The sequence below is a fragment of the Bradyrhizobium sp. IC4059 genome, from assembly GCF_020193615.1.
Taxonomy (GTDB): Bacteria; Pseudomonadota; Alphaproteobacteria; order Rhizobiales; family Xanthobacteraceae; genus Bradyrhizobium; species Bradyrhizobium yuanmingense.
On record NZ_JADYVH010000015.1, the window covers coordinates 80,633 to 96,075 of the forward strand.

Genomic DNA, 15,443 nt, shown 5'->3' on the forward strand with positions numbered 1-15,443 from the left:
GGGAGCGATGAGCGGGTTCGACACCATCATCGAAGGCGTGCTGCTCGGCGGCGTCTACGCGCTGTTCGCGCTCGGCTTGTCGCTGATCTTCGGCATCATGCGCCTGGTCAATCTGGCGCATGGCGATCTGATCCTGCTTGCCGCCTATCTGGTGCTCAGCACCACCACCGCGCTCGGTCTGCCGCTTGCGGCCGCATCCCTGCTGGTCGTCATCACCATGTTCGTGCTCGGCTTCGTGCTGCAGCGGCTGGTGCTGGAGCGGGTGCTCGGCGACGACATCCTGCCGCCGCTGCTCGTCACCTTCGGCCTGTCGGTCGTGCTCCAGAACGGACTGCTGCTCGGCTACGGCGCCGACAGCCGCCGGCTGCAGGCAGGCGCCTTCGAATCCTCATCGGTGGCGGTCGCCCCCGGGTTGAGCGTCGGGCTGGCGCCGCTGGCCGCGTTGGTGACGGCAGTTGCCGCCGTCGCGCTGCTCCAGCTCATCTTCTATCGCACCTCGCTCGGCCGCGCCTTCCGCGCCACTGCGGATAATCCGGCGATCGCGCAGTTGATGGGCGTCAACGAGCGCAATGTCTACGCCATCGCGGTCGGACTGTCGCTCGCAGTGTCGGTGATCGCAGCTGTCGTGATCGGTATCCGCGCCAGCTTCGATCCGTCGATCGGACCGGCGCGGCTGCTCTACGCATTCGAGGCGGTGATCATCGGCGGGCTCGGCAGCCTGTGGGGGACGCTGGCGGGCGGCATCGTGCTCGGGCTGGCGCAGGCGATCGGAGGGCGGATCAATCCGGAATGGCAGATCCTGGCCGGCCATCTCGCTTTCCTCGCCGTGCTGATGGTGCGGCCGCGCGGGCTGTTCCCGGCGAGGCGGACATGAGCGTCGAAAGCATCCATATTCCGGCAAGCCGCGAGCCGCGCCCGGTGGACGCGCCGGTGTGGCAGGTTCGGGTCGGCACACGGCTGTCGCGCGTCGCGGCCGTGGCCGGCATCGCGCTGATCGTGGCGCTGGCCGCGCTGCCAGCGATCGCCTCGCGCAACCTGATCCAGGATCTGATCTTCGTCTTCACCATGCTGACCTTGGCACAGCTCTGGAACGTGCTGGCCGGGTGGGGCGGGCTGGTATCGGTCGGGCAGCAGGCGTTTGTCGGGCTCGGCGCCTATGCGCTGTTTGCCGGCATCGTGATGGCCGGGCTCGATCCGGTTGCGGCGATCCCGCTGGCCGGACTGTTCGCGGCGCTGGTCGCGGCGGTGCTCGGGCCGCTGCTGTTCCGGTTGGAGGGGCCATATTTCGCGATCGGCAGCTGGGTCGCTGCCGAAGCGCTGCGGCTGATCTGCGCCCAGTTCAAGTCGCTCGGCGGCGGCACCGGGATCTCGATCTCGCCGAGCGAGCTGTCGCAGATGGTCGGGCTGAAGGCGGTGCAGGCGCTGCTTGGCCTGCGCCCGGCGGCCGCGCGTGACGTGCTGGTCTACTGGCTGGCACTGCTGCTCGTCGTGCTGGTCACGCTCGGCATCTACGCCTTCATGCGCTCGCACCACGGCCTTGCGCTGGCTGCAAGCCGTGACAACGCAGCGGCGGCGCGCAGCGTCGGCGTCCGCACCGCGCGGACTCGCCACGTGCTGTGGATCGCGGTCGCCTTCGCCACCGGCATGATCGGGGCCGTGGTTTATTTGCAGAAGGCGCGTATTTCGCCTGATGCGGCCTTCAGCGTCACCGACTGGACCGCCTATGTCATCTTCATCGTCGTGATCGGCGGGGTACGCACCATCGAAGGTCCGATGGTCGGCGTGCTCCTGCTGTGGGGGCTCGTCACCTATCTCGCCCAGTATGGCAGTCTCTATCTCGTCGTGCTCGGCACGCTCGCCATCCTGATCATGCTGTTCATGCCCAACGGCGTGTGGGGCGCGGCAGCTCGACGCTGGCAATTGCAGCCGTTCCCGACCCAGCGCTGGCTCAGCCGCAGCCAGTCCGGTCCAATGCCATTATGACCAGCCTTGTGCCGGGTCGCTTCGTCCATTCAGAAGCGCCGCCAGTCCATCTTTGGCAAGGAGGCGCTCTGGCGTCCATGCGCCTTTGCAGTTGGATGTTTCGCTGTAAGCCATTGATCTCCAATGATCGGATATTGGCTCAGTTGGAAAAATTCTCTTGAGAAATCAAGGCCAGGAGCGTGTCTCTTAATCAGCGGGTCCCAGGTTCGAGCCCTGGTGCGCCCACCAAGCTTTTCAAAGACTTGGCCAGACCTCGCGCAGAACGGACGTTTCGGTTGAAAGCTTGGCTTGATCGACCCTCTCTGTGGGCGAGACTAAGTCACACACCCGTTTGGCTCTGTCCCTCACTGCACATTCGCAGCATGAGATACAGCGCGAGGGTCGCGCAGTACAGGCGGATTACATGAGCGTCGTAGATTAGGACACTCTGGCGAGGAAAACGGACGTGCTCGAGCGGCTCTGCGTAATCGGCAAGAGCGCAGACAGTGCGATGAATAACTCGTTCGATCGAGAAGCTGCGGGACAGCCGATGAGCGCCAGCGTTCTGTCGATCTCTTCGAAAAGGATAGCCAGGGCCTTGGATGCCACAGCCCCTTGCGGCAAATCCGTAGAGGAAGGATCGACCTAGCAGCACCGCTTTGGCGCATAACTAGGAGCGGGGCCGCGGCCTGCCTCGACCAGTCGTCCGGGAAGGCGAGCGCCACGCTTCGAGGAGCATCTGGATAGATCCGCTATTTTGGGCGGGACGTGTTCTCCCTCTCGCTCTGTCCCTCCCGTGAAGCACGAGCTGGACTGTTAGCAGTTCGCTTCACAGCCTCAGCTCAACGCGTGACCGGCCAGCCCGTAAACCCACGGCTCGTTTCCCTTTCGGTTCAGGAATCGCCGTCCCTTGGACATGGTAGTGACTGTATCGTTCATTCCGAGGCGGCTCTGTTGAAGAAAATCCGCAAACAGACCCGTCTGCTCCCGCGTATCAACGCGGGCGAACTTTCCGGCGAGATCCTTGAGATGCACGGCCGTAAGATGGATCGCGTCACAATCATTGCTGGCGACGATAGGGCCGATCACATGACCGCGCCCGAATTCGCGCTTCATGGAATAACCGACGGTCTCACCGCCACGACGCAGGACGCAGATTGACGCACCTTCAGAAAGCAATGCAAGCAGCCTCTGACGACTGGTCCCGAACGCGCGTTCATCCAGTGCTGTGATCTCTTGGATATTCCCGGTGAGCGGGCTCAATTCGCCGTCGAGCGCCGGCACTGGCGGAGGTGGTGACACGGCCTCTCCCTGCCACTGATAGACGGTGGCTTCCTTCGTGAAGCCCAGGGAAAGATACAGATGATACGCGGCATCGGTCGAATTGAGGCTTAGAGTCCGGTCGCCACACCGCTCGAACACCTGCTCCATGAGCCAACGGCCGGTACCCTGCGCCTGGGTTCGGGGCGATGTGATCACCAGGCCAATGGTCGCGAATTCGCGGCCATATGGGAACCACATCGCGCTGCCGAAGACGCGTCCTATGCCATCAACGGCTACGATGCCGTGACCTGCGCGGCGCAAAAAATCCCAATCCTTGGGTCGATGCGGCCAGCCAACCCCGGTCGAGAGTGCGTGGAGCAGCGTCACATCAACGTCGTTGATGTCCTTCGCGGCCAGCTCAAAGGACTTCACACGTACCGTTCGTCCCATCTCGACTCGTCCGTTCCTTCGCGGGATGCCAATCTTTCGCACATCGCGCCTTTTCTTTTCCGCCAGGGTAGCGGGCTTATTTCGCCCACTATCGCACGGAAAGCCAGCAGGTTTCCCCTGTTTGGGCCCTCTTTTCGAAATCTTCGGCCTGTCTTGCAACGTAATTCGGCAGGGAAAGCTCCGGCTCGCAGCTATCCTCTCGGTGTTCGGCAAAAATCGTGGAGGCAGACCGGATCGCCGTGAATCCCCGCGAAAGTCTTGCAAGGCTAGTCGCTTTTCCCGACGTCGTCGACATACCGAGCGAGGCGGAGACGTGCATCGATGGCATTTCTTTTCAATTCTGATGCTGCCAGGGGCGCAGTCTTCCGGGAGGCTTTTGCGTGTGAGCTCCCTGACCTGGAATTTTACCATTGCAGCGAAGCTATCGATCCGGAAAAGATACGGTACCTGCTGACCTGGAACGTGCCAGACGATGTCTGGCGCTTCTGTAATCTGGAGCTGCTCTTTTCCATCGGCGCTGGCGTCGATCAGTTCAATCCGGAGACCATACCTGGCCACGTGAAGCTCGTGCGCATGGTCGAGGATGGCATCATACGCATGATGCAGGAATACGTCGTCCTTGGTGTGCTGACGCTGCATCGCGAGATGCTGGCCTACCAAGGGCAGCAGAGAAGGGGCGTTTGGCAAGCGCTTCCAACGTCCCAGGCGACCGACCGCCGTATTGGCTTCCTGGGGCTTGGCATGCTGGCGCAAGCTGCAATCGACCGCCTGAAGCCGTTCCAGTTTCCCATCGCCGCGTGGAGCCGCAGCGAAAAAACTGTCGAGGGAGTCGCCTGCTTTCATGGGGACGACCAGCTTGGTGACTTCCTGCGAGGAACGAATATCCTCGTCTGTCTTCTTCCCCTGACGGAGCAAACAAGCGGCATCCTGAACGCAAGGCTCTTCTCGCTTTTGCCAGCGGGAGCGAGGCTGCTCCATGTCGGCCGCGGCCCGCAGCTCGACCAGGGCGCACTCATCGAGGCGCTCGACAGCGGGCACCTTGCAGCCGCCATGCTTGACGTCACCGATCCCGAGCCGCTGCCGGACGGCCATCTACTCTGGTCCCATCCGAAGGTGATCATCACGCCGCATATCGCATCCGTGACCCAACCGCATACGGCGGCACAATCGGTCATAGAGAACATCCGGCGCCACCGCGCTGGACGAAATCCGATCGGCCTTGTCGATCGAACACTCGGTTACTAACAGGAAAAAAGCCATGTCCCTTCTGGTCACCATTGACACCAATCCGGACTTCGCACCGAAGAACGCCTTGCCTGCTCCGGAACGGCTCATCTCCGGCAATCCATCGTTCATGACCTGGGCACAGGACGCCTCGAAAGGCGAGAAGGTGCTGACCGGTGTCTGGGAAGCGACACCCGGCGAGACTCATTCCATCAAGGGCTCCACGTTCGAGTTCTGTCACATTCTCTCGGGTCTCATCGAGATCGAGGAAAAGGGTGGTGAGACCAGGAGGTACCGCGCCGGCGACAGCTTTGTGATGAAACCCGGCTTCGTTGGCGTCTGGCGCACGATCGAGACCGTGCGAAAGATCTACGTCTGTCATTATGATTGAGACGATGCTGAGGGCTGCACTAGCGGCCCTCAGAATATTCGACCTCCGAGACCGCGCCTGACCAGATTCAACGCGGCCAGACACTTCATTCTCAAGGAAAAATGCGGCGTGCGGTTCTGTACTGCTCGCATGGGATGGCTTCGTCTCGCCACGCGCAAATCCAGGCAGTGATGGTGAGGTCGGGCCCGAAACCAAGGAACAAGCCCATGATTGCATTGAAGGACAAGGATCTGTTTCGGCAGCATGCGCTGATCGGCAGCAACTGGCGGGACGCGAGCACGAGAGCCACCGTTGATGTCATTGATCCTGCCAGCCAGAAAGTGCTTGGCACCATCCCGGATATGGGCCGAGACGAGACCAGGGCAGCAATTGACGCGGCGGCCGCCGCGTTCAAGCACTGGAAGACCCGGGCTCATGCAGAGCGTGCTGCGCTGCTGGAGCGCTGGTATGAGCTCATGCGGCACCATGAGCAGGATTTGGCTCTTCTGCTCACGCTGGAACAGGGCAAGCCGCTTGCTGAATCTCTCGGAGAGATCCGTTATGGGGCATCCTTCGTCAAATGGTTTGCCGAAGAGGCCCGCCGCATCAACGGATCGACAATCCCGGCGCCCAGCGTCGATCGTCGCATTCTGGTGCTGAAAGAACCGGTCGGCGTCTGCGGGATCATCACGCCCTGGAATTTCCCCAACGCGATGATAACCCGCAAAGTGGCACCAGCGCTTGCTGCGGGCTGCACAGTGGTCATCAAGCCGTCTGAGTTTACGCCTTTTTCAGCTCTCGCCATCGCTGTCCTGGCTGAGCGGGCCGGAATCCCGGCGGGCGTGATCAACATCGTGACGGGCATGCCGGCGGACATCGGCGCGGAGCTGATGGCCAATGAAACCGTCCGCAAGATCTCGTTCACCGGATCGACACGCGTCGGCGCTTTGCTGATGAGGGGCGCCGCCGACAACATCAAGCGGCTCAGCCTCGAGCTCGGCGGCAACGCGCCGTTCATCGTCTTTGACGATGCCGACGTCGACCGGGCGGTCGAGGGGGCGATTGCGTCAAAATTCCGCAATGGCGGGCAAACGTGCGTCTGCTGCAATCGCATCCTGGTGCAAGCTGGCATCTACGACGCCTTCGCCCAGAAGCTCGCCAGCCAGGTTGAAAAAATGAAGGTCGGTGCCGGGACGGAAGAGGGGGTCGCAATCGGGCCGATGATCAACAGCGCGGCGATCGAGAAGATCAAGCGACACGTCACGGACGCCCTGGATAAGGGCGCAAAGATCATCTCGGAGAGTGAGGCGGTGCCGGAAGGTCGGCAATATGCCCGCCCTCTCGTGCTCGGCGGCGCAACAACTGAGATGCTCCTGGCTTCGGAAGAGACCTTCGGGCCGGTCGCACCGATTTTCCGCTTTGAGACCGAGGACGAGGCGATTGCGATCGCCAACGGCACGCCTTTTGGCCTTGCCGCCTATTTCTACACGGAAAACCTCAAGCGCTCCTGGCGTGTTGCCGAGGCGCTCGAGTTCGGCATGGTCGGCTTGAACACCGGCCTGATCTCGACCGAGGTGGCGCCTTTCGGCGGTGTCAAACAGTCGGGCCTAGGACGCGAGGGATCTCAACTCGGGATAGAAGAATATCTCGAGACCAAGGCGCTCCACGTCGGCGGCCTGGACTGAGCGGCCCAATATCTGAAGCAAAAAAAAGGGGGGCGGTCGAACCGCCCCCTTTTTTGCTTCACGGCGCACCGATCTCGATTGAAGCTTTTGAAGAACTGAAGCGCAACGAGAGAACCTGAGGGAACTGCTCTCACGCGCTCTTGCGCAGGGGCTCCAGGCCGACTGCTGCGGCAAGCCCTCCGATGTCAGCCACCTCGGTGTATTCATAGAAGGGGTTCGCGGGCTCGTGACCGCGATTCACCCAGACCTTGCTCTTGATGCCCAGATCGTAGGCGGTCATCAGATCGTAGCGGAACGAGGAGGAGACGTGAGTGATATCTTCCGGGCCGCAGCCCAGCTTGTCGAACATGTATTCGAAGCCTTTCATGTGCGGCTTGTAGGCGCCAGTCTCCTCGGCCGTGATGACCGTGTGGAAGGGAGCGCCGAGCTTGTCCACGTTGGACATGATGAGGTTCTTCATGGAGTTCGACAAGATGACCAGCGGAATCTCCCTGGCAACCTTGGCCAGACCCGCCGGGACGTCCGGATGTGGACCCCACGTGTGGATCTCTTCATTGATGCGCTGGGCATCCTCCGGCCGAAATACGATACCGTTGCGCTTGCAAGCGCGCTCTACTGAATTGTGCACGACCTCGAAGTACGGCTTCCACGCGCCAAGAACTTCGTCCAGGCGATAGGCAGCGAAATCCTTGATGAAGCTTGCCATCGTCGTGGCAGAAAGTTGAGAGCCGTAGACCCTCCTTGCCGCGCCGGCCATGTCGAAATTGGTCAGCGTGCCGTAACAGTCGAAGGTGATGTATTTCGGTCTAAACGTTGCCATCGCTCGATCCTTTTCGGTCCTCACGCACCGCGGTCCGGTACGACAGGGATCATAGCGAGCAGAGGACCGGATAAAGCACCGCTGTCGCGGCGACGGAGAGCAGATTGTGTCGTATCGGATCGGCGCCGTGGCAGAGAGTTGTGTGAAAAGGCGCCTCCGAGTTGAGCGCCAATGCCAGGCACAGGCCGATGCCGGCACAAGATGCCGCGTCGATCGTCAATCAAAGTCAAAACGCCTTCCGTCCATGTCATGCCTGGGAGCAACTGCTGTTCCGGGCGTCTTACGTTGAGCTCCGAAGACATTGGGAGTGCCGCACAAGCGTGCGGTTGATCTGGAGGACAACATGTTGAGCAACTCGCTGGTTGAACTCGATCGCGCGCATCTCATTCATCCGGTCTCATCCTATCGCAGCCACGAGGCGACTGGCGTCCGCGTGCTGAAGTCAGGGAAAGGCGCGACGCTGACCGATGTCTCGGGTCGTCAATTGCTGGACGGCTTCGCCGGCCTGTGGTGTGTCAATGCCGGCTATGGGCAGGACAGCATCGTCGAAGCGGCCACCAGGCAGTTGCGCGAACTTCCCTATGCGACGGGTTATTTCGGATTGGGCTCCGACCCGGCCATCCGGCTGGCCGCCAGACTGGCTGAATTGGCGCCTGGCGATCTGAACCATGTCTATTTCACCTTGGGCGGCTCCGACGCCGTCGACAGCACGATCCGGTTCATCCGCTACTATTATCATGCCAAGGGTAGGCCGCAGAAGGACCAGTTCATTTCCGTCGAATCTGGTTACCATGGATCGTCGACGGCAGGATCTGGCCTGACCGCGCTGCCGGCTTTTCATGCGGGATTTGGAGTGCCATACAGCTGGCAGCACAAAATTCCCTCGCACTACGCCTATCGGAACCCCGTCGGTTCGCATCCCCAGGCGATCATTGCGGCGTCGGTCGCGGCTCTGCGCGCCAAGATCGCCGAGCTCGGCGCCGAACGCGTCGCGGCCTTCTATGTCGAGCCAATACAGGGGTCCGGAGGCGTCCTCGTTCCGCCGCCGTCCTGGATGAAAGCGATGCACGCTGTTTGCAAGGAGCACGACATTCTGTTCGTTGCCGATGAGGTCATCACCGGCTTTGGCCGTGTCGGTCCGTTGTTCGCCTGTGAAGAGGACGACGTCGTGCCGGATCTCATGACAACGGCAAAAGGGCTTACCTCGGGCTATGTGCCGATGGGGGCCGTTCTGATGTCCGACCGCGTCTACAACACGATCGCTGATGGCGCCGGCAAGGCTGCCATCGGCCACGGCTACACCTATTCGGCACATCCCGTCAGCGCAGCTGTCGGGCTTGCGTGCCTTGATCTTTACGAAAACGGCTTGCTGGAAAACGGCCGGAAGGCGGGATGCCGTCTCATGGAAGGCCTTCGCGCGCTGGCGGATCATCCGCTCGTCGGCGATGTCCGCGGTCGCGGCATGCTGGCTGCGATTGAGCTCGTCACTGACAAGGAGCGCAAGACGCCGCTGCCGGCGGAAGCCGATCCAGCGCGCCGTATTTTCGACCGCGCATGGGACAACGGTCTCGTCATCCGCGCCTTTGCCCAGGGCGTGCTCGGCTATGCGCCGCCGCTCTGCTGCACGGATGCGGACATCGACGGCATCATCGAGCGGACAAGGACTACGCTGGACCAGACGCTGGAAGATAGGGACGTGCGCGCAGCGATGAGAGGATAATCGCTGCGCCTGTTTGTCAACCGTTGAATATGCTTTCCAGCGGCAGATGGGATTTCACGATCGGGGACTTCAGCACGACAAAACTGAAATACTTGTCGATGCCGATATCCATCTCGACCAGCCGTTCCATGACGGCCTGGTATTCGCTGATACCCGCCGTGATGAACTTGACGAGATAGTCGTACCCGCCCGAAACGAGGTGGCATTCGACGACGGAATCGATCTTTTCAATGGTCGTGAGAAAGCGCGCGAAATCGATCTGCCGGTGATTCTTCAGGGTGATTTCAGCGAAGACGGTTAGAGTTTGTCCGAGCTTGGCAACATCGATCTGGGCGGAGTAGCCAGTGATGAAGCCCTCCGTCTGGAGCCTCTTGACGCGCATCAGGCACGGACTCGGGGAAAGGTTGATCAGCTCTGCGAGCTCGACGTTGGAGATCCGCCCGTTCTTCTGCAGTTCGCATAAAATCCTGATGTCGATCTTATCGAGCTTCATAGCAGTGCCATCAGATGGGGCCGACAACGGCGTGAGGGCTTTGAGACTTCAGCGTCATATGCATTGTCATAGCATCAACCAGCGTCTTTTCCCACCGAGGCGGAAGCTGCAATTCAGAACTCGCTGACCTTGCCCCAGGCGCTCTTTTTCAGCCGCGCCGGCCTGTAGGGGCGCGGGTCGACGATCGGCGGATCACCCGTGATGATGTCGGCGATCATATGACCCGCGCCTGGGCCAATTCCAAAACCGTGGCCGCTGAATCCCGCCGCAAGGATGAACCCTGGAATGGACTCAACTTCACCGATTGCTGGAATGCCGTCCGGCGTGCTGTCGATGTAGCCGGCCCAGACGTTTGAGATTTCGACGCGCTCAAGTTCCGGCACGAGCTTGCAAGCTCGTCGATGTGTCGCCCGAATCTGCCTCATGTCAGGGCGAGGATCGAGCGTCCGGTTCAGCTCCATCGGGGTCACCTCATCGAGCCCCCATTTCGCCAGGGATTCATGGCCGTGCCGCAGGCCCTCGAAAGCCCCAGGGCTGAGACTTCGCCAGCGGCGGGCGAACATGGGCAGGAATTCGCGGCCGAACCTGAATTGCTGCGGCGTCGGATCGACTCGCGCGCGCCCGCTGATTGCGAGCGTGTATCCGCCATTGCCGCGCCGCGTGAGCGAGACGAGCCCGGTGTAAAGGGCATCAGGAAGGCCGGCGGCGCCAGGGGCCACGGCGAGAATAGACTGGCGAACGGATGCCTGCGGGAAGCGAATTCCCAGCTGGTTGCAGAACGAGGACGCCCATGCACCTCCTGCCATGACCGCCGTCTTCGTCCGGATCGTGCCCGCTTCCGTCACCACTCCGCTGACGCGGCCGGCAGTGAGCTCTATGCCACGAGCCGCGCAAAGCTGGTGCACGCTGCCACCCGCCGCCATGATGCCGCGCGCGGCGACGGGCACGGCCTTTGAAGTATCTGCCGTGCCGTCTGTCGGCGAGAAGACGCCGCCCTTCCACTTGCGACCGGTCGCCCTGCCTCTCTCGCTCGCTTCTTCCGCACTCAGCATGTGCGTCGTGACCCCGACGGTCCTGGCAAAGTCTCGCCACTTTGCCCAGCCGGCCAGCTCATTGTCGTCGTTCGACAGATACAAAAGCCCACAGCGGCGAAAACCCGTATCTTCACCGGTCTCTCCGGCAACCCTTTCCCAGAGATCCAGGCTCTTGGTCGCAAGCGGTAACTCGCGCGCATCGCGGTTCTGTTGGCGGCACCATCCCCAGTTGCGGCTGGACTGCTCGGCGGCGACGCGGCCCTTTTCAAGCAAAGCAACCTTGAGGTCGCGGCGGGCGAGATAGTAGCTTGTGAACACGCCCACGACGCCGCCGCCGATCACAACGACGTCTGCCTCACGAGGTAGGGATGGATTGGATTCGATATGCAGGAGCGGCGCGCTCATCGGATTGGGGATCTCCGGTGGTTGCCGTAGCGTAACCGAGGAATTGCCGCAGCCCTCACGGACTTTCGCCGTGAGACCGAATATCCTGCGGTTTGCTGCCTTTGACACAGGCTATTATTGCGAAAATACTTTGCTTGCATCGCAGCTTGCAGGCGGCCAGCCAGACGCACGCGCTCGCGCAATCCATTGCGCTCCCTCCTGGCTGGGCGCCACGGCGGGTCTCGCGGCGCAGACTGAAATGCCAAATCGGACTTCGTTTTCAGAAGTTCCTGCTGCTTCGATGCCGGCTTTCGGCGACTCTGCGGTGATCGACATCGTCAAGATCGGCAGAACCAACCGATCGATGGTCGAAGTCCAAAGAGGCAACTTGCATGAGCCTTGTCCAGGAGCAGGCCTTCGCGGAAGCGATCAAGCCATGACGTGGATGCCAACTGAGCTTCGCTTCGATCGAGCTGGCCAATTAGGTCGGTGCTGCGCTCTAAGCAACAGCTCTTGCTTCTTGCGCGAAGAGGCCTGAATCATGTCGCAGCCTCCAACGAAGGAATGGCAAGTTGAGCGGCGAATTATCGACCTGTCCAAGGAGCGTGGAGGCGCAAGGAGCCGAAGGCGCCGGCCGCAGCAAGATGACGGCACCGGCTTGAAAAAGGAGGATGCTTTCATGGCCTCTGGCATCCAGGTGGCAAGCCCCGTCGATGTCGCGCTGTCGGTGCGCGAGCTGACCGTGAGTCTGCCGGAAGGAATGGAGCGAGCCTACGCCGTCGAGAATATCTCCTTCGATCTGAAACGCGGGCAGATTCTCTGTATCATCGGGGAATCCGGATCGGGCAAGTCGGTCACCGCGAATGCGATCATGGGGCTTCTACCGAAAGCGATCCGGGTCTCTTCGGGTGCGATCCACCTGGATGGGGAGAACATGGTGGGCCTCTCGCCCGACAAGCTCCGCAGCCTGCGCGGCCGCATCGTTTCAATGATCTTTCAAGACCCTCTCTCGGCGCTCAACCCGCTGATGACCGTGGGCGCGCAGATCGAAGAGGTGATGGCTGCGCACGACGTCGGAACGCCGGCCTCCCGTCGCAGCAGGGCGATTGATCTGTTGATTGAAGTGGGTCTGCCCGATCCGCAGCTTATGTATCATCAATATCCATTCCGGCTTTCGGGTGGACAGCGGCAGCGCGTGATGATCGCCATGGCTCTGGCTCTCGAGCCCGCGATCCTGATTGCAGACGAGCCGACCACCGCCCTGGACGTGACGACCCAGGCGCAGATCCTCAAATTGATCCGCGACATTCAGCGCCGCAAGGGGATGAGCGTCATGTTCATCACCCACGATTTCGGCGTCGTGGCTGAGATCGCCGATTACGTTGTGGTGATGGAGAAAGGCCATTGCGTGGAGCAGGGCAGTGCCGAGCAGGTGCTGAAGTCGCCAAGCCACCTCTATACGCGCCGACTGATCGCAGCCGTCCCGCACCTGACCGGCAAAAACCGTGTGCCCTTGGAAGCTGGTGACCCAGTTGCCATTCTCAAGGTTGAATGCCTCGCAAAAACCTATCGCAGCGGCAGCGCGCTTTTGCGCACGCAACGCATCGTGCCTGCGGTCAATGGGGTCAGTTTCGACCTCACGTCGGGCCGCACGCTCGGCGTCGTCGGGGAGAGCGGTTCGGGCAAGTCGTCGCTCGGTCGGCTGCTGATCAAGCTCATGGAGTGCGACAGCGGCTCGATTCTGTTCGAAGGGCGTGACATTGCCGGGCTTTCCGAGGCCGAGTTTCGATCGCTGCGGCCCAGGATCCAGATGATCTTCCAGGATCCCTTTGCCTCGCTGAATCCGCGATCGACGGTCGGGCATATTCTCACGGTCGGTCCCGTTGCGCATGGGGTGCCATACAGCGAGGCTGCCGAGCGGGCGCGGGAGCTTCTGTCCCATGTCGGCCTCGATTCAGGAGCCTTCGACCGCTATCCGCACGAGTTCTCCGGCGGGCAGCGCCAGCGCATCGGCATCGCGCGGGCGCTGATGTTCAAGCCGAAGCTGCTGGTCGCCGACGAAGCGGTCTCTGCGCTCGACGTATCGATCCAGGCCCAGATCTTGAGGCTGCTGGATCAGATTCAACGCGAGACGGGCGTCTCGATGATCTTCATCACCCATGATCTGCGCGTCGCAAGCCAGATCTGTGATGAAATTGCCGTCATGCATCGAGGACAGATCGTTGAACGGGGGCCGCCGTCCCAGATCTTCCTCAACCCGAAATCCAGCTACACGCGAGAACTGGTGGCAGCGATCCCCGGCGAGCAGCCCGGGAGCATGCCTCAAGATGAAAGCCACGTCGGACACAACAGCTAAGGAGAGACGTTATGACCGAGCGTTCTGCGACATCGAACTACTCGCGGCGCGATACCCTGCGCATGGTGGCTATTGGCGGAGCCGCCGGCATCTTCGCGCCCAATCTCTTGGGCAAGCCGGCCCTCGCGCGCACCTCTCCGGCAAAGCCAACCGGCCGCGTGATCGTCGGACTTGGGCAGGAGCCGACCGTCTTCAATCCGCTGATGGCCCACATTGAAGTCGACGATGGTGTGCATTTCTCGGTCTTCGACGCACTCTTCCGCATCGATCCTCAAGGCGTCATTCAGCCCAATCTTGCATTGGAAGTGCCAAACCAGAAGAACGGCGGCATTTCGGAAGACGGTCTCAAATGGCGCATTCGTTTGCGTGACGATGTCCGTTGGCACGACGGCAAGCCTTTCAGCGCCGAGGACGTGAAGTTCACGCTCGAGCTGATCACGAACCCCAACTTCCGGAGTTGGCGCACGTCCGGCCATTCTCTCGTGCGGGACATCACGGTGGTCTCGCCCACGGAGATCTCGTGGCGAATGGAAGAGGCCTTTGCGCCGTATTTGTCGTTCCTGACCGAAACCTTCATCGTGCCCAAGCACATCCTGGAAAAAGAGGCCAATCCGAACAATGCCGCCTTCAACCAGGCGCCGGTCGGCACCGGCGCGTTCAAGTGGGGCAAGCGGGTCGCCGGTGACCATCTCGAACTCGTGGCCAACACCGAATACTTCGGTGAAGGCCCTCATATCGAGCGGCTGGTCTTCAAGTACATTCCCGATCTCACCGTCCTCTACACCCAGTTCAAGAGCGGCGACATCGATCTCGTCGGTCAGCCCTACATCACTCCCGATCATTATGGTGAAGCCAAGAAGCTGCCGAACCGCGTGGTGACGCTGGTCCCAAGGGCCTCGTTCGAGTCCTTCTACCTGAACCTCGAGCGCCCGCAGTTCAAGGAGCATGCGGTCCGCGAGGCGCTTTATGCGGCGATCGACAAGGAGGCGATCATCCAGGGACTCTACTACGGCGTGCCGACGCCGACGGAGACGTTCATGCCGCGGCAGTCCTTCTACTTCAATGCCGGCCTGCCGCTGCACCAGTTCAATCTGAATCGCGCGCGCAAGATTCTCGACGAGGCGGGCTGGGCTCCGGGAGCAGGCGGCATTCGGACCAAGAACGGTGTTCGCCTGTCGTTCACCAATTCGACCACCTCCGGAGATCCGCTCCGCGAGCAGGTGCAGCAATTCCTGCAGCAGACGTTTGCTCAGCTGGGCGTGGAGATGAAGATATCGAACCTGCCCGCCGCCGTGATGTGGGGCGAGTTCTGGATGCAATCGCAATTCGATTCCGTGATCGTCGGCAGCTCGTACCTGATCGGTGCCGATCCGGACGTCACCAATCGCCTTCACTCGCGTTCGATCGGAGCCAAGGGTGGTCGCGGCTCGAACAATGCGCAGTATGCGAATCCGGAGGTCGACGCTCTGCTCGACAAGGGCGCGCGGACCTTCGATCCTGAAGCCCGGCGCGCGATCTACTCTCGCGTCCAGGAACTTGTTCGTCGCGACCTGCCGTTCCTTCCGTTGTACCAGAGCAATGCGGTCGAAGGACTCAAGAAGGGCATCAACGGCTTCGTGCCGAACGGCAATACGCGCACGGAATCCTGGAACGCGCTGGCCTGGTACTGGGCAAGCTGATCT

Annotated in this window: 12 protein-coding genes; 8 read left to right on the forward strand and 4 right to left on the reverse strand. The window is 61.3% G+C overall.

The window, feature by feature from the left end; all coding sequences use genetic code 11:
* Nucleotides 1–7 precede the first annotated feature (7 nt).
* Both I6F12_RS33215 and I6F12_RS33220 read left to right on the forward strand, forming a co-directional pair.
* Complete coding sequence (locus I6F12_RS33215; RefSeq protein WP_225158183.1) at nt 8–874, forward strand: branched-chain amino acid ABC transporter permease; 867 nt, start codon at nt 8–10, stop codon at nt 872–874.
* On the forward strand, nt 871–1,983 hold the full coding sequence (locus I6F12_RS33220) for a branched-chain amino acid ABC transporter permease (RefSeq protein ID WP_225158184.1): 1,113 nt from the start codon (nt 871–873) through the stop codon (nt 1,981–1,983). The genes I6F12_RS33215 and I6F12_RS33220 overlap by 4 nt, the downstream gene beginning before the upstream one ends.
* An 816-nt stretch (nt 1,984–2,799) precedes the next feature.
* Here the strand turns inward: I6F12_RS33220 and I6F12_RS33225 are convergent.
* A complete protein-coding gene (locus I6F12_RS33225; protein WP_036008192.1) occupies nt 2,800–3,675 on the reverse strand; it encodes a GNAT family N-acetyltransferase in 876 nt (291 codons plus the stop codon).
* Between the two features lie 321 nt (nt 3,676–3,996).
* On the opposite strand from I6F12_RS33225, the gene I6F12_RS33230 reads away from it, so the two are divergent.
* From I6F12_RS33230 to I6F12_RS33240, 3 genes are all read left to right on the forward strand, one after another.
* Nucleotides 3,997–4,920 (forward strand): glyoxylate/hydroxypyruvate reductase A, encoded by a 924-nt coding sequence (locus tag I6F12_RS33230; protein ID WP_225114742.1) that lies wholly within the window; start codon nt 3,997–3,999, stop codon nt 4,918–4,920.
* 13 nt (nt 4,921–4,933) lie between these two features.
* Nucleotides 4,934–5,290, forward strand: a complete 357-nt coding sequence (locus I6F12_RS33235) for a cupin domain-containing protein (protein ID WP_225158185.1) — start codon at nt 4,934–4,936, stop codon at nt 5,288–5,290.
* A 206-nt stretch (nt 5,291–5,496) separates the two neighbouring features.
* A complete protein-coding gene (locus tag I6F12_RS33240) occupies nt 5,497–6,954 on the forward strand; it encodes an NAD-dependent succinate-semialdehyde dehydrogenase (RefSeq protein WP_225158186.1) in 1,458 nt (485 codons plus the stop codon).
* Between the two features lie 130 nt (nt 6,955–7,084).
* Here the strand turns inward: I6F12_RS33240 and I6F12_RS33245 are convergent, their stop codons facing one another.
* Entirely contained in the window at nt 7,085–7,774 is a 690-nt protein-coding gene (locus tag I6F12_RS33245) for a haloacid dehalogenase type II (RefSeq protein ID WP_036025117.1), read from the reverse strand.
* A 343-nt stretch (nt 7,775–8,117) separates the two neighbouring features.
* Here I6F12_RS33245 and I6F12_RS33250 point away from each other — a divergent pair, with 343 nt between their 5' ends.
* Complete coding sequence (locus I6F12_RS33250; RefSeq protein ID WP_225114740.1) at nt 8,118–9,494, forward strand: aspartate aminotransferase family protein; 1,377 nt, start codon at nt 8,118–8,120, stop codon at nt 9,492–9,494.
* Between the two features lie 16 nt (nt 9,495–9,510).
* Here the strand turns inward: I6F12_RS33250 and I6F12_RS33255 are convergent, their stop codons facing one another.
* Together I6F12_RS33255 and I6F12_RS33260 are read right to left on the reverse strand one after the other, a co-directional pair.
* Nucleotides 9,511–9,987, reverse strand: coding sequence for an Lrp/AsnC family transcriptional regulator (locus I6F12_RS33255; RefSeq protein ID WP_027544593.1), 477 nt, complete (start codon nt 9,985–9,987; stop codon nt 9,511–9,513).
* Between the two features lie 113 nt (nt 9,988–10,100).
* Complete coding sequence (locus I6F12_RS33260) at nt 10,101–11,426, reverse strand: FAD-binding oxidoreductase (RefSeq protein WP_225158187.1); 1,326 nt, start codon at nt 11,424–11,426, stop codon at nt 10,101–10,103.
* Between the two features lie 658 nt (nt 11,427–12,084).
* Here I6F12_RS33260 and I6F12_RS33265 point away from each other — a divergent pair.
* Nucleotides 12,085–13,761 carry an ABC transporter ATP-binding protein gene (locus I6F12_RS33265; protein WP_036025124.1) on the forward strand — a complete coding sequence of 559 codons (1,677 nt, stop codon included), beginning with the start codon at nt 12,085–12,087 and terminating at the stop codon, nt 13,759–13,761.
* A gap of 11 nt (nt 13,762–13,772) precedes the next feature.
* Nucleotides 13,773–15,440, forward strand: coding sequence for a peptide ABC transporter substrate-binding protein (locus I6F12_RS33270; RefSeq protein WP_225158188.1), 1,668 nt, complete (start codon nt 13,773–13,775; stop codon nt 15,438–15,440).
* Nucleotides 15,441–15,443: the final 3 nt, after the last annotated feature.

Bases quoted from the DNA above. Each gene is read 5' to 3' on its own strand.
- I6F12_RS33215 (WP_225158183.1), top strand. From the start codon at position 8: ATGAGCGGGTTCGACACCATCATCGAAGGCGTGCTGCTCGGCGGCGTC.
- I6F12_RS33220 (WP_225158184.1), top strand. From the start codon at position 871: ATGAGCGTCGAAAGCATCCATATTCCGGCAAGCCGCGAGCCGCGCCCG.
- I6F12_RS33225 (WP_036008192.1), bottom strand. From the start codon at position 3,675: ATGGGACGAACGGTACGTGTGAAGTCCTTTGAGCTGGCCGCGAAGGAC.
- I6F12_RS33230 (WP_225114742.1), top strand. From the start codon at position 3,997: ATGGCATTTCTTTTCAATTCTGATGCTGCCAGGGGCGCAGTCTTCCGG.
- I6F12_RS33235 (WP_225158185.1), top strand. From the start codon at position 4,934: ATGTCCCTTCTGGTCACCATTGACACCAATCCGGACTTCGCACCGAAG.
- I6F12_RS33240 (WP_225158186.1), top strand. From the start codon at position 5,497: ATGATTGCATTGAAGGACAAGGATCTGTTTCGGCAGCATGCGCTGATC.
- I6F12_RS33245 (WP_036025117.1), bottom strand. From the start codon at position 7,774: ATGGCAACGTTTAGACCGAAATACATCACCTTCGACTGTTACGGCACG.
- I6F12_RS33250 (WP_225114740.1), top strand. From the start codon at position 8,118: ATGTTGAGCAACTCGCTGGTTGAACTCGATCGCGCGCATCTCATTCAT.
- I6F12_RS33255 (WP_027544593.1), bottom strand. From the start codon at position 9,987: ATGAAGCTCGATAAGATCGACATCAGGATTTTATGCGAACTGCAGAAG.
- I6F12_RS33260 (WP_225158187.1), bottom strand. From the start codon at position 11,426: ATGAGCGCGCCGCTCCTGCATATCGAATCCAATCCATCCCTACCTCGT.
- I6F12_RS33265 (WP_036025124.1), top strand. From the start codon at position 12,085: ATGGCCTCTGGCATCCAGGTGGCAAGCCCCGTCGATGTCGCGCTGTCG.
- I6F12_RS33270 (WP_225158188.1), top strand. From the start codon at position 13,773: ATGACCGAGCGTTCTGCGACATCGAACTACTCGCGGCGCGATACCCTG.